Below are 14264 nucleotides of genomic sequence, written 5' to 3' on the forward strand. Positions count from 1 at the left end.
AAGAGGGAAATACAGCAAGGGTCGTGCCGCTTGCCAGGCGGAAACGACAAAGGGCTCCCGAAGGAGCCCTTTGCTTTTTACATCAACAGCTTATTAAGCGAACGGGTGACGCAGAACGATGGTTTCGTTGCGGTCCGGGCCCGTCGAAATAATGTCGATCGGTGCGCCGATCAGCTCTTCCACGCGCTTGATGTAGGCGCGGGCGTTGGCTGGCAGCTCTTCGAGGGTCTTGGCGCCCACGGTCGATTCGGTCCAACCCGGCACTTCTTCGTACACAGGCTGCAGGCCTACGTAGCTGTCAGCGTCAGTCGGTGCAACGTCCTTACCCTCGGCATCTTTGTAACCGATGCAGATGTTGATGGCTTCCAGGCCGTCGAGCACGTCCAGCTTGGTCAGGCAGATGCCCGAAATGCTGTTCACGTCGATAGCGCGACGCAGGATAACAGCGTCGAACCAGCCACAACGACGAGCACGGCCGGTGGTCGCGCCGAACTCGTGACCTTGCTTGGCCAGGTGCGCGCCGACTGCGTCGAACAGCTCAGTCGGGAACGGGCCCGAACCTACGCGCGTGGTGTAGGCCTTGGTGATGCCCAGGATGTAATCCAGGAACATCGGGCCAACGCCCGAACCGGTGGCAACGCCGCCGGCGGTGGTGTTGGAGCTGGTCACATACGGGTAGGTACCGTGGTCGATGTCCAGCAACGAACCCTGGGCGCCTTCGAACATGATGTCCTTGCCGGCGCGACGCAGGTCGTGCAGCTCGGCCGTCACGTCCAGCATCAGCGGCTTGAGCAGCTCGGCGTATTCCTTGCACTCGGCCAGGGTCTTTTCAAACTCGATGGCCGGCTCTTTGTAGTAACCGACCAGCATGAAGTTGTGGTAATCCACCAGTTCACGCAGCTTGTCTTCAAAGCGCGGCATGTTGAGCAGATCGCCCACACGCAGGCCACGGCGCGCCACCTTGTCTTCGTAGGCCGGGCCGATGCCGCGACCGGTGGTGCCGATCTTCAGCTCGCCACGCGCCTTTTCACGGGCCTGGTCCAGCGCCACGTGGAAGGACAGGATCAGCGGGCAGGACGGGCTGATACGCAGACGCTCGCGCACCGGTACGCCTTTCTCTTCCAGCTTGACGATCTCGCGCAACAGGGCGTCCGGTGCAACCACCACGCCGTTGCCGATCAGGCACTGCACGCCTTCGCGCAGCACGCCCGACGGGATCAGGTGCAAGACGGTTTTTTCGCCATCGATGACCAGGGTGTGGCCAGCGTTGTGGCCACCTTGGTAGCGCACTACGGCGGCAGCATGTTCGGTCAGCAGATCAACGATCTTGCCTTTGCCCTCATCACCCCATTGGGTGCCCAGGACTACGACATTCTTACCCATAACACTTGTCCTCATTCGCGCAAACTTGGTGCCGGCGATGGCCGGCAGGAAAACTCAAGAAGCCAGTGGCGATACTTGCCAAAGCCCGTTCTGCAGAATCAATTGCCGGTCGCAGTCCGCTTCACGGGCGGCGGCCAATGGTTGCCCAGGCAAGGCCTGGACGACACGCTGACCCTCACTGCGCAACTGGCAAACCTGCTGCCAGAGTGCTGCGTCCGTACTGTCGGGCATCCAGATGCCACCAGACGGCAGCTCGACCTCAGCACGCCCCAGGGTCACCAGGGTTTTCAAATCGGTGGAAAAGCCGGTGGCCGGACGGGCGCGACCGAAGTCGGCGCCGATGTCGTCGTAGCGACCACCCTGGGCGATGGCCTGGCCAACACCCGGTACAAATACCGCGAACACCACACCGGTGTGGTAGTGGTAGCCGCGCAACTCGCCCAGATCAAAGTACAGCGGCAACTGCGGGAAGCGCGCCGACAACTGCTCGGCAATCGCCAGCACATCGTTCAGAGCCGCCAACACCGGCGCTGGCGCATTGGCCAGGCGCTCACGTGCAGCCGCCAGCACTTCACGGCCACCGCACAGGTTGACCAGCGCACGCAGCATGTCGGCCAGTTCAGCCGGCACGCCGGCGGTCAGGGCGATGACTTCATCGATGGCCTTGCGTTGCAGGGCATCGAACAACTGTTGCTCAACCTCACCGGACAAGCCGGCCGCACGGGCCAGGCCGCGGTAGATGCCGACATGGCCCAGGTCCATGTGCACATCCGGTACATCTGCCAGTTGCAGCATGGCCAGCATCAGGCTGATCACTTCAACGTCGCTGCTCGGGCTCGCATCGCCATACAACTCGGCGCCCAACTGGATCGGGCTGCGTGAAGACGACAACGCACGCGGCTGGGCATGCAGCACGCTGCCGGCATAGCACAGGCGGCTGGGGCCTTCGCGGCGCAGGGTATGCGCATCGATACGCGCCACTTGCGGCGTGATGTCGGCACGAAAGCCCATTTGCCGGCCCGATTGCGGGTCGATGACCTTGAAGGTGCGCAGATCCAGGTCCTGGCCCGCGCCGGTCAGCAGGGATTCCAGGTACTCGATATGGGGGGTCACGACAAACTCGTAGCCCCAGCTCTGGAACAGATCCAACACCTGGCGACGCGCTACTTCAATGCGCGCAGCTTCTGGTGGCAGTACTTCTTCGATGCCATCTGGCAGCAGCCAGCGGTCTACCGTTGCCATTACGCCATTCCCCTTTGATCCGGGCGGCCAGCCCTCGGCCGAGCCTTGAGTAGAGCAGAAAATACCCGCCGCCTGCATAAACCACGCGCAAGAGCGACGTGACGAACGACCTGTAACCGGCCTCGTCGGGCACTTTCCTCGAAAAACCTGTCACGCCTGCCGAATCGAACACGCAGACGCAAAAAAGCCGGGAATTTCCCGGCTGCCGCATCATACACCCGTTTTCTCAAAGGATCACCCCGCCAGGCATTTTAGCCGCCCGACGGAGTCGTCCCTACAGAATCACAGGCCTGTTACTTGGACTTTTCCAGGTAGCGGAAGAAGTCGCTGCTTGGGTCCAGCACCAGCACGTCGGTCTTGTTCGCAAAGCTTTCACGGTAGGCACGCAGGCTACGGTAGAACGCGTAGAACTCCTGGTCCTGGCCGTAGGCCTTGGCGTAGATCGCCGCGGCTTGAGCATCACCATCACCCCGAGCCTCTTCAGACTCGCGATAGGCCTCTGCCAGCAGTACACGGCGCTGACGGTCGGCATCCGCACGGATCCCTTCGGCCAGCTCGTTACCCTTGGCACGGTGCTCACGGGCTTCACGCTCACGCTCGGTGCTCATGCGCTCGAACACGCTGCGGTTCACTTCCTTGGGCAGGTCGATGGCCTTGACGCGAACGTCGACCACTTCGATACCCAGCTCTTTCTCCGCCATGGTGTTCAGCGAGCGGGTGATGTCAGCCATCAGCGCGTCACGTTCACCGGATACCACCTCGTGCAGGGTGCGCTTACCAAACTGGTCGCGCAGGCCCGATTCCAGACGGCGCGACAAACGCTCATCGGCAATCTGCTTGAGGCCGGAGGTCGCCGTGTAGAAGCGCTCGGCATCCTTGACGCGCCACTTGGCGTAGGCGTCAACCATCACGGCTTTCTTCTCCAGGGTCAGGAAGCGCTGCGTCGGTGCATCCAGGGTCATCAGGCGCGCGTCGAACTTGCGCACCTGGTTGACGTAGGGGACTTTCACATGCAGGCCCGGCTGGACATCCGCCTGGACCACGCGACCGAATTGCAGCAGCACCGCACGCTCGGTCTGAGCGACGATGTAGAAGCAGTTCCAGGCAGCGATGACCACGACGACGCCCACAATCAGGGCGGTCAGCGATTTATTGCTCATCAACGGCTCTCCCTGGTACGTGTTTGCTGTTGCAGCAAGTCAGCGGCCGCACGGGCGCTCGCTTCGTTGGCAGCGGCATTCGAACCGGTGGACGGTGCGCCGGTGCCGCTACGACCACTTTCGATCATCTTGTCCAGCGGCAGGTACAGCAGGTTGTTCTGCCCACCCTTGCTGCCGGTCACGAGAACCTTGCTGGTGTTGCTGAAGACTTCCTGCATGGTGTCCAGGTACAGACGCTCCCGGGTAACCTCAGGCGCCTTGCGGTACTCGGCGACCAGCTTGGTGAAGCGATCCGCCTCACCCTTGGCGCGGGAGACCACTTCGTCGCGGTAACCGTTGGCATCCTCGAGGATACGCTGAGCCTGACCACGGGCTTCCGGCACCACGCCGTTGGCGTAGGTTTCAGCCTGGTTGCGCGAACGCTGCTCGTCTTCACGGGCACGGATCACGTCGTCGAAGGCTTCCTGCACTTCACGCGGTGCGGCTGCGCTCTGTACGTTGACCTGGGTGACGGTGATACCGGTGCGATAGGTATCGAGGAACCGCTGCAGGCGCTCCTTGATCTCGCTGGCCATCAATTCACGCCCTTCGGTCAGCACCTGGTCCATCGCGGTAGAACCGACGACGTGGCGCAGGGCACTTTCGGTGGCATGTTGCAGGCTGATTTCCGGCTGGTCGACGTTCAGCACGAAGTCCTGCAGGTTGCTGATCTTGTACTGCACGGTCAGCGGGACTTCGACGATGTTCTCGTCTTCGGTCAGCATCTGGCCCTGCTTGGTGTAGGCACGCTCACGCGTGACGTTCTCCATGTACTTCTTGTCGATCGGCGGGAAGTAGATGTTCAGGCCTGGCCCGACAGTCTCGTAATACTTGCCGAAGCGCAGCACAACGGCTTGCTCCTGCTCGTCCACCACGTAGACCGCGCTGTACAGCCAGACGGCCGCGAGCACGACAAGACCCAGGCCCAGCAGGCCATAGCCGCCGCCCTTGCTTGTACGACCGCCCTCGTCACCACCGCGTTTTTTTCCACCACCGAACAACCCATTCAGGCTTTCCTGCAGCTTTCGGAAGGCCTCGTCGAGATCCGGTGGCCCCTTGCGGTCGCCATTATTGCGGCGCTTACCACCCCAAGGATCCTGATTATTCGAGTTGCCACCCGGCTCATTCCAAGCCATAGCGCTCTCCATCTGATAAAGCAAAGACGCACCCACGGCGCGCCGACCAATGCTACAGAATGCCTGCTACTGCGGCACAACCGCTTTCTCAGGCTTTTATTGCAAAGTGTGTTGTTCGAGGAACTCCGCCGGTACAACACCCTCGCGACTGACCAGTCGATTGAGCTCCGCGCGTGGCAATCGAACGGCCAGCAAGCTGACACCTTCTTCGTCGTGTTCTTCTTTCTGTACCGCGCCCAGCTCGAAAAACTGTGCACGCAGTCGAGCAAAACGCTGCGGCAAGCGCAAGGTGCCCACGAACAAATCGCCGCCGAGCAACTCGGCGATGGCTTGTTCAAGCAACTCAAGACCACTGCCATCACGCGCCGACAGCCAGACCCGCTGGGGCCTGCCATTCTCATCGCGCTGGATTTGCGGCTCGACGCCTTCAAGCAAATCGAGTTTGTTATAGACCTCGAGGATCGGCAAGTCCTGGGCACCAATCTCACCCAGCACCAGCATCACCTGCTCGATCTGCAGCATGCGATCCGGCTCGGCCGCATCGATCACGTGCAGCAGCAGGTCGGAATTGCTCGACTCTTCGAGCGTAGACCGAAATGCCTCGACCAGCTTGTGCGGCAAGTGCCGGATGAAGCCCACGGTATCGGCCAGCACAATGGGCCCCAGGTCGTCCAAATCCAGGCGGCGCAGGGTCGGGTCGAGCGTCGCGAACAGTTGGTCCGCCGCGTACACATCCGACTTGGTAACGTTATTGAACAGCGTGGACTTGCCGGCGTTGGTATAGCCCACCAGGGACACGGTGGGGATATCCGCACGGGAACGGCCACGGCGCGATTGCTCGCGCTGGCTGCGCACCTTCTCGAGGCGGCCCTTGATCTGGCGCAGGCGAACCCGCAACAGACGCCGGTCGGTTTCCAACTGGGTTTCACCCGGACCCCGCATGCCGATGCCGCCACCCTGGCGCTCAAGGTGCGTCCAGCCGCGGACCAGCCGCGTGCTCATGTGGTCAAGCTGGGCCAGTTCGACCTGGAGCTTGCCTTCATGGGTACGCGCGCGTTGGGCGAAAATATCGAGAATCAGACCGGTGCGGTCGATCACGCGACACTCGAAGACACGTTCGAGGTTGCGTTCCTGACTGGGCGTGAGAACGTGATTGAAGATGACCAGATCGGCTTCTTCGGCATGGACCAGGTCGCGCAATTCTTCGACCTTGCCGCTGCCAATCAGGTATTTGGCGGTTGGCCGATGACGCGGCACGTTAAAAAACGCAACGGTCTCGGCGCCGGCCGAATTTGCCAACTCCTGAAACTCCTGCGGATCTTCGCGCGCCTCAGGGTCCTGTCCATCCAAGTGAACGAGGATCACTCGCTCACCACCACCGTGGCGCTCAAAGAACAAAGGAGACTCCTATCAGGCGTTACCTGGCTCAGCGTCAGCTGCTTCGTCACCTGCTGCGCTAGGCAGACGGATTGGACGAACAGGGACGACGGTCGAGATAGCGTGTTTGTAAACCATCTGGCTGACGGTGTTTTTCAGCAGGATCACGAACTGGTCGAACGACTCGATCGTACCTTGCAACTTGATACCGTTGACCAGATAAATGGAAACCCCCACTTTCTCTTTACGTAAGGTATTCAAGTAAGGGTCTTGTAGCGAATGCCCTTTTGACATGTGCCGCACTCCTTTAAGGATCAATAATAAAAAATCGGAAAAATAAATAGCTCATGGCCGTCACACCCCCAAGGATAGACGGCAATTGCAAGGACTCAGCTCAATATGGAGACCGTTCCCAGGTATTTCAAGGCGCGTGACAGATTGTCGCTGTCCAGGCTGTCCAGCCAGTGCAAATCGCTCCAGCTGCGCAGCCAGGTGAACTGGCGCTTCGCCAATTGGCGCGTGGCAATGATGCCGCGCTCCTGCATTTCGGCTGACGTCAGCTTGCCGTCCAGATGATCCCAGACTTGGCGGTAGCCTACAGCACGTATCGAAGGCAATCCTGGATGCAGATTACCTCTGGAACGCAGTGCTACGACCTCCTCCACAAACCCCTGTTCCAACATATTTGTGAATCTTTGTGCAATTCGTTCATGCAGCACCTGGCGGTTTGCCGGAGCAATGGCCAGGTTCGCCACAGTATAGGGCAATTGTGACCGGCCAGATGCGCCTGCATCAGCACTTTGCGCAGTTTGTTTCAGCCGATGTTCAGTCATGGTCTGGCCACTGACGCGCCAGACTTCCAGGGCGCGGGTGAGACGCTGGGGATCATTGGGGTGGATGCGTGCCGCGGACACCGGATCTATCGCCGCCAGCTGGTCGTGCAGGGCTTGCCAGCCGAGGCGTGCAGCCTCGTCTTCAAGCTCGGCGCGCACCTGGGCGTCAGCGGGCGGCATATCCGCCAGGCCTTCCTGCAAAGCCTTGTAGTAGAGCATCGTGCCGCCGACCAGCAACGGGATGTTGCCCCGCGCGGTGATCTCGGCCATGGCGGCCAGCGCGTCGGTACGAAAATCCGCAGCCGAATAACTCTCGGCCGGGTCGATAATGTCGATCAAACGATGCGGATGCCGGGCCAGCACCTCTTTCGAAGGTTTGGCCGTGCCGATGTCCATGTCCCGGTAAACCAGGGCAGAGTCCACGCTGATCAGCTCGCACGGCAAGACCTTGCTCAGTTCGATGGCCAGGTCGGTCTTGCCGGCGGCCGTCGGGCCCATCAGGAAAATTGCGGGGGGCAAGGCACTCATCAGCGACCGCGCAGGAACAGTTTGTCCAGATCATCCAGGCCCATCTGGGTCCAGGTCGGTCGGCCATGGTTGCATTGGCCACTGCGCTCGGTGTTTTCCATGTCGCGCAGCAGGCCGTTCATTTCCGGCAGGGCCAGGCGACGGTTGGCGCGGATGGCACCGTGGCAGGCCATGGTGCCGAGCAGTTCATTGATATGCGCCTGGATACGGTCGCTGGTGCCGTACTCCATCAGGTCCGCCAGTACGTCGGCTACCAGACGGTTGGCCTCGGCTTGCTTGAGCAGCGCCGGAATCTGACGGATCGCCAGGGTTTCCGGACCCAGGCGTTGCAGTTCGAAGCCCAGCTTCTGGAACACACCATGGTGCTCTTCGGCGCAATCGGCTTCACGCTGGCTGACCGCCAGGGATTCGGGCACCAGCAGTGGCTGGCCACTGAGCCCTTCACTGGCCATGGCGATCTTCAGGCGCTCGTACATGATCCGCTCGTGAGCCGCATGCATGTCCACCAGCACCAGGCCATGGGCATTTTCCGCAAGGATGTAGATGCCCTTCAGCTGTGCCAGCGCGTAGCCCAACGGCGGAATATCCCCGCCGCCCTCGGGCAGCGCAACTGTGCCCGGCTCGGCCCCGGGCAGCGGCGCGAAGAACTCACGGTAGGCCGCCTGGGCCTCGGCCACGGGCACGGTCGATTGCGGGCGCGGTGTGTATTGATACTGATAACCGGCGCCGGCTCCCGCATTGGGTGCCGTGTAATTGGGCTGCGGCTGCGGTGATTGCAGCAGGTTGGCGGCCAGGCTCATTTCACCCTGGGGGCCGAACTCACCGGCCTCTGGACCGCTTGGGCGGACCACCGCCGTGACGATGGGCGCCGACAACTGATCATCCGGACGCACGTCGCCCAAGGCACGGTGCAAGGTGCCATACAGGAAGTCATGCACCATGCGCCCATCACGAAAGCGCACTTCGTGCTTGGTCGGGTGCACATTGACGTCGACCACCGAGGGGTCGACCTCAAAAAACAGTACAAAGGTCGGATGCCGCCCGTTGAACAGCACGTCGCGATAGGCCTGGCGTACCGCGTGAGCCACCAGCTTGTCGCGCACCGCCCGGCCATTCACGAAGAAATACTGCAAATCCGCCTGGCTGCGGGAGAAGGTGGGCAAACCGACCCAACCCCACAGGCGCAAGCCATTGCGTTCAATCTCTATCGGCAGCGCCTGCTCCAGAAAGCCACTTCCGCAGACTGCAGCCACGCGCCGTGCGCGAGCAGCGTCGTCATTGGCTTCGTGCAGGCTGAGGATGGTCTTGCCGTTGTGGCGCAGATGAAAGGCCACATCGAAACGCGCCAGGGCCAGGCGCTTGATCACTTCTTGCAGGTGATCGAATTCGGTCTTCTCGGCCTTGAGGAATTTGCGCCGCGCCGGGGTGTTGAAGAACAGGTCGCGCACTTCCACCGAGGTGCCCACCGGGTGGGCCGCCGGTTGAACCCGGGGCGCCATGTCGCGGCCTTCGGTTTCCACTTGCCAGGCCTGCTCGGCGCCGCGTGTACGCGAGGTCAGGGTCAGGCGGGCCACGGAGCTGATGGAGGCCAGGGCCTCACCGCGAAAGCCCAGGCTCATGACCCGCTCAAGGTCTTCCAGATCGCGGATCTTGCTGGTGGCGTGACGGGCCAGGGCCAGCGGCAGGTCATCCGATGAGATGCCGCTGCCATCGTCCCGCACCCGCAGCAGCTTGACACCGCCCTGCTCCACATCCACATCGATGCGCCTGGCGCCGGAGTCGATGCTGTTTTCCAGCAGCTCCTTGATCACCGAGGCCGGGCGTTCGACCACCTCGCCCGCGGCGATCTGGTTAGCCAGGCGCGGGCTGAGCAGTTCAATGCGCGAGCCACTGTTCAAGATCGATTCGCTCATTACTGTGCCGCCAAATCGGTGCCTGGGATAGTCAACACCTGGCCGATCTTCAGCTCGTCGGTTTTCAGGTCGTTGGCGCTGCGCAAGGCTGCAGGCGTGACCTGGAAACGCACGGCCAGCATGGCCACGGTATCGCCAGGCTGCACGCGGTGATCGCGCGGGCCCTGGGCAATTTTTCCGGAATCACGTAACCAGGCGATATAAGTGCCCGGTGGCGGGTTCTGTTGGAAGAACTGGCGCACACCGGCGCTGATCGAGCGCGCCAAGGCTTGCTGATGGCTGGCACTGGCCAGCTTGGATGCCTCGTTGGCGTTGGAAATGAAACCGGTCTCGACCAGGATCGACGGGATATCCGGCGACTTCAACACCATGAACCCGGCTTGCTCCACCCGCTGTTTATGCAGCGACGTCACGCGGCCGATGTTGCTCAGGACTTTCTGGCCGACGTTCAGGCTGGAGGTCAGCGAGGCGGTCATCGACAGGTCGAGCAGTACGCCGGCAAGCATTTTGTCCTTGTCATCGAGAGACACGTTGCCGGCCCCACCAATCAGGTCGGAACGGTTTTCGCTGTCGGCCAGCCAACGGGCAGTCTCGGAGGTGGCGCCACGATCCGACAGGGCAAACACCGACGCACCGAAAGCGGCACTGGAAGGTGCGGCGTCGGCATGGATCGAGACGAACAGGTCCGCGCCCTTCTTGCGGGCAATTTCAGTACGCCCGCGCAACGGAATGAAGTAGTCGCCGGTGCGGGTCAGTTCGGCGCGATAGCCTTTCATGCCGTTGACCTGGCGTTGCAGTTCGCGGGCGATGGCCAGCACCACGTCTTTTTCATGCTGGCCGCGCGAACCGGACGCGCCCGGGTCTTCGCCACCGTGGCCGGCGTCGATCACTACGATAATGTCGCGCTTGCCTGCCGGAGCGGGCGGCGGAGGCGGCAGCTTGACCTGCGGTTGCGAAGGGTTGACCGGCACCGCAGGCACTGTCGCCACGCTCGGCGTCGGCACAGGCGGCGGCGCGGCATCGGCGGGGTTGTCGAACAGGTCGACCACCAGCCGGTTGCCATATTGGGCGTTGGGCGCCAGGGAAAAGCTTTTGGGAGTCACGGCCTTTTTCAGGTCAATGACCACGCGCAGGTCGGTCGGCGTGCGCTGGGCCGAACGCATGGCGGTAATGGGGGTATTGGCAGTGGAGACCTTCAGCGGCGCAGCCAGGCTTGCACCGTTGATGTCGATCACCAGGCGATCAGGCGCTGTGAGGGTAAAGACGCTGTGCTGGACCGGGCCAGACAGGTCGAACACCAGTCGCGTGTTATCCGGCGCGCGCCACAGGCGAACACTTTTCACCTGTGAAGCAGCCAGAGCATTGACAGTCATTGCCGCAAGCAACACCCCCACGACAGCAACCAACGCGCGAAAGCGCATACCTAACCCCACCAATTATTTGAATTCCAATGCCAAAGCGGCGCACCACGACTGGCCGCGCGCGCTCTGGGGCAACAACTTCAGCTGACGTCCATGCTCATGCGGCGTAATGGTAATGGTCATGTCCGGCTTTGGCAAAAAGCCTGTGCCTTTATTTGGCCACTCGATCAGGCATAACGCGTCTTCGTCGAAGTAATCACGGATGCCCATGAATTCCAGCTCTTCAGGGTCCACCAGCCGATAGAGGTCGAAGTGGAAGGCGCGCACCTGACCAATCTCGTAGGGTTCGACCAGTGTGAACGTCGGACTTTTTACCGCACCGGCATGACCCAAACCACGAATGATGCCCCGGGACAGCGTGGTCTTGCCCGCCCCGAGGTCGCCCTCAAGGAAGATCAGTCCAGCCCCGGCCGTGACCTGGGCAATGCGCTGGCCGAGACTGACCATGGCCTCTTCATCCGCCAGGAAAAAAATCACTTCAGACACGGCGACTGTTCCTCCAACAATTGACGAATGGCCGGTATCAGGTCACTGGCGACCAGGCCGCGACCAAAGGTGCCCTGGCGATCCCCCGCCGTGGCGTGCAACCACACGGCCAGACAGCTTGCTTCATAAGCGGGCATGCCCTGGGCCAGCAGTGCGCCTACCAGCCCGGCCAACACATCGCCCAGCCCTGCCGTCGCCATCGCCGGGTGGCCCTGGTCACAGCGTGAAACACGTCCGTCCGGGCTGGCGATCAAACTGCCAGCACCCTTGAGGACAGTCACCGCGTTGAATGTCTGGCTCAACGCGCGCGCCACCTTGAGGCGATCGGCCTGCACCTCGGCTGTCGAAATGCCCAACAGGCGTGCGGCTTCGCCTGGATGCGGAGTGATCACGCAGTTGGCCGGCAGACTGACGCTGCCAGTTGCCAGTTGATTCAAGGCGTCGGCATCCCAGACTTGCGGCTGGGTCGCGTTGGCGGCGACGGACAGCAGGCTTTTACCCCAGGATGCGTCACCCAGACCCGGCCCGATCACAATCACTGAGATCTTTTCCAGCAGGCCCATCAGTTGATTGGCCGAACTCACGCCCATCGTCATTACTTCCGGCAGACGCGCCAGCGCGGCGGGAACATGTTCAACCCGTGTCGCCAGCGACACCATTCCGGCACCGCTACGCAATGCACTTTCGGTACTGAGCAACGCTGCGCCGCCAAAGCCGCGGTCGCCGCCAATCACCAGCAGATGGCCGAACTGGCCTTTATGAGCGTCCAGCGAACGCGCAGCCAGTTGCGGCAAGTGGCCCGGCAACAACAGCTGAACGTCGGTTATTTCGTGTTTTGTCTGAGGCATGCGTCTTCAAGCTCCGATGTCTGGCAGAATTATACGCATCTAACCTGTGGTTTCCCGTGTCTCATGCCCGCTATTACCTCCGATCTGCCCGCTCTCGCCCAATCGATCAAAGACTGGGGCCGCGAGCTGGGCTTCCAGCAAGTCGGCATCAGCGGCCTGGACCTGGCCGAGCATGAACAGCACCTGCAACGCTGGCTCGACGCGGGCTATCACGGCGAGATGGACTACATGGGCGCCCACGGCAGCAAACGTTCCCACCCCGATGAACTGGTGCCGGGCACCCTGCGCGTGGTGTCGCTGCGCATGGACTACCTGCCCGGCGACACCCAGATGGCGCAGCTGCTGGCCCAGCCGGAAAAAGCCTACATCTCGCGCTACGCCCTGGGCCGGGACTATCACAAGCTGATCCGCAAGCGCGTGCAGCAACTGGCCGACCGCATCCAGGCGCAGATCGGGCCGTTCGGCTTTCGCGCCTTCGTCGACAGCGCGCCGGTCCTGGAAAAAGCCATCGCCAAACAAGCCGGACTGGGTTGGATCGGTAAAAACACCCTTGTGCTCAACCGCAAGGCCGGCAGTTATTTCTTCTTGAGCGAACTGTTTGTCGATTTACCGTTGCCGGTGGACCCACCCCACACTACCGAGCACTGCGGCCGTTGCACGGCGTGCCTGGACATCTGCCCCACCAACGCCTTCGTCGGCCCTTACATGCTGGATGCCCGGCGCTGCATTTCCTATCTGACCATCGAGCTAAAGAGCGCCATTCCCGAGGACCTGCGCCCACTGATCGGCAACCGCGTATTCGGCTGCGATGACTGTCAGATCGTTTGTCCATGGAATCGTTTCGCTCGACCCACCACCGAAAGCGATTTCAAGCCCAGGCACAACCTGGATAACGCCGAGTTAGCCGAACTATTTATGTGGGACGAGGACAAATTCCTCAGCAGCACCGAAGGCTCACCCTTGCGCCGTGCCGGCTACGAGCGTTGGTTGCGCAACCTGGCGGTGGGTCTGGGCAATGCACCCTCCAGCATTCCGGTAGTGGAAGCCTTGAAGGCGCGGCGCGATTACCCATCGGAACTGGTGCGTGAACATGTGGAATGGGCGCTCAAGCAACACGCGGCACGCTAGTGCACGTCGTCGTTGTAGACGAACTTGGGCATTTCCCAGTGAAAACGGATCGCCAGCAGGCGCAATAGAAAGCCGCTGAACAGGGTCAGCAGAATCGCCTGTTCGCTAGGCAATTGTAGATACAGGCACAGCAAGTAGAACCAGGCGGCCAGGAACGACACGCTGGCGTACAGCTCACGGCGAAAGATCAGCGGGATGTCGTTGCAGAAAATGTCTCGCAGGATGCCGCCAAATACGCCGGTGATCACACCGCTGACCGACGCCACCAACATGCCGTGCCCCATTTCCAGGGCGGTCATGCAGCCGATCAGGGTGAATGCCACCAACCCCAAGGCGTCCAGCGCCAGAAACAGCGAGCGCAGGCGGCGCATCAGCGGTGCGATAAAGATGGTCACCAGTGCGGCCACCGAGGTCAGCACCAGGTATTCAGGGTGCTTGACCCAGGTCAGCGGGTAATGCCCCAGCAACATATCGCGCACCGACCCGCCACCCAACGCCGTCACGCAGGCGATCAGCACCACGCCGAACCAGTCCATGCCGCGCCGACCGGCGGACAAGGCGCCGGTCATGGCTTCGGCGGTGATGGCGATGAGGTAGAGCATCAGCAGCATGATGGCGATCCTTGCAGGGAGGCCGGCAGTCTAATCATTTGCTGATGGCACCAAAAGGGGGCGCTCCGAGATAAACCCGGTCGCCCTTCCACACTTGGATTTGCAAATCCATTTCAATGTGGGAGGGGGCTTGCCCCCGATAAGCATAGGTATCTACTC

13 protein-coding genes are annotated in these 14264 nt (G+C 61.6%); 1 reads left to right on the forward strand and 12 read right to left on the reverse strand.

The genetic code is table 11. The features are described from left to right. Window positions 1-93: 93 nt before the first annotated feature. From TU82_RS16260 to TU82_RS16310, 11 genes are all read right to left on the reverse strand, one after another. Window positions 94-1383, reverse strand: coding sequence for an adenylosuccinate synthase (locus tag TU82_RS16260; RefSeq protein ID WP_057724265.1), 1290 nt, complete (start codon window positions 1381-1383; stop codon window positions 94-96). 54 nt (window positions 1384-1437) lie between these two features. Next, window positions 1438-2625, reverse strand: coding sequence for an ATP phosphoribosyltransferase regulatory subunit (locus tag TU82_RS16265; RefSeq protein WP_057724267.1), 1188 nt, complete (start codon window positions 2623-2625; stop codon window positions 1438-1440). 293 nt (window positions 2626-2918) lie between these two features. Beyond that, complete coding sequence (gene hflC / locus TU82_RS16270; RefSeq protein WP_003188064.1) at window positions 2919-3785, reverse strand: protease modulator HflC; 867 nt, start codon at window positions 3783-3785, stop codon at window positions 2919-2921. After that, window positions 3785-4960 carry an FtsH protease activity modulator HflK gene (hflK, locus tag TU82_RS16275; protein ID WP_057724269.1) on the reverse strand — a complete coding sequence of 392 codons (1176 nt, stop codon included), beginning with the start codon at window positions 4958-4960 and terminating at the stop codon, window positions 3785-3787. The genes hflC and hflK overlap by 1 nt, the downstream gene beginning before the upstream one ends. Window positions 4961-5056: 96 nt before the next feature. Further along, window positions 5057-6358 carry a ribosome rescue GTPase HflX gene (gene hflX, locus TU82_RS16280; RefSeq protein ID WP_057724271.1) on the reverse strand — a complete coding sequence of 434 codons (1302 nt, stop codon included), beginning with the start codon at window positions 6356-6358 and terminating at the stop codon, window positions 5057-5059. 12 nt (window positions 6359-6370) lie between these two features. Beyond that, complete coding sequence (gene hfq, locus TU82_RS16285; protein ID WP_016976904.1) at window positions 6371-6631, reverse strand: RNA chaperone Hfq; 261 nt, start codon at window positions 6629-6631, stop codon at window positions 6371-6373. A gap of 95 nt (window positions 6632-6726) precedes the next feature. Then, entirely contained in the window at window positions 6727-7698 is a 972-nt protein-coding gene (gene miaA, locus TU82_RS16290; RefSeq protein ID WP_057724273.1) for a tRNA (adenosine(37)-N6)-dimethylallyltransferase MiaA, read from the reverse strand. Then, window positions 7698-9611 (reverse strand): DNA mismatch repair endonuclease MutL, encoded by a 1914-nt coding sequence (gene mutL, locus TU82_RS16295; RefSeq protein ID WP_057724275.1) that lies wholly within the window; start codon window positions 9609-9611, stop codon window positions 7698-7700. The genes miaA and mutL overlap by 1 nt, the downstream gene beginning before the upstream one ends. Then, window positions 9611-11032 (reverse strand): N-acetylmuramoyl-L-alanine amidase, encoded by a 1422-nt coding sequence (locus TU82_RS16300; protein ID WP_057724277.1) that lies wholly within the window; start codon window positions 11030-11032, stop codon window positions 9611-9613. The genes mutL and TU82_RS16300 overlap by 1 nt, the downstream gene beginning before the upstream one ends. Window positions 11033-11047: 15 nt before the next feature. Further along, entirely contained in the window at window positions 11048-11518 is a 471-nt protein-coding gene (gene tsaE / locus TU82_RS16305; RefSeq protein WP_057724279.1) for a tRNA (adenosine(37)-N6)-threonylcarbamoyltransferase complex ATPase subunit type 1 TsaE, read from the reverse strand. Further along, window positions 11506-12366 (reverse strand): NAD(P)H-hydrate dehydratase, encoded by an 861-nt coding sequence (locus TU82_RS16310; protein ID WP_057724281.1) that lies wholly within the window; start codon window positions 12364-12366, stop codon window positions 11506-11508. Before TU82_RS16310 ends, tsaE begins: the two co-directional genes overlap by 13 nt. A 63-nt stretch (window positions 12367-12429) precedes the next feature. Between TU82_RS16310 and queG the strand changes: the two genes are divergently transcribed. Then, window positions 12430-13494 (forward strand): tRNA epoxyqueuosine(34) reductase QueG, encoded by a 1065-nt coding sequence (queG, locus tag TU82_RS16315; protein ID WP_057724283.1) that lies wholly within the window; start codon window positions 12430-12432, stop codon window positions 13492-13494. Here the strand turns inward: queG and TU82_RS16320 are convergent. Then, window positions 13491-14108, reverse strand: coding sequence for a trimeric intracellular cation channel family protein (locus TU82_RS16320; RefSeq protein WP_173667506.1), 618 nt, complete (start codon window positions 14106-14108; stop codon window positions 13491-13493). The genes queG and TU82_RS16320 overlap by 4 nt on opposite strands. Window positions 14109-14264: the final 156 nt, after the last annotated feature.

Origin of the sequence: Pseudomonas orientalis, from assembly GCF_001439815.1 — a bacterium.
Classification (GTDB): domain Bacteria; phylum Pseudomonadota; class Gammaproteobacteria; order Pseudomonadales; family Pseudomonadaceae; genus Aquipseudomonas; species Aquipseudomonas orientalis.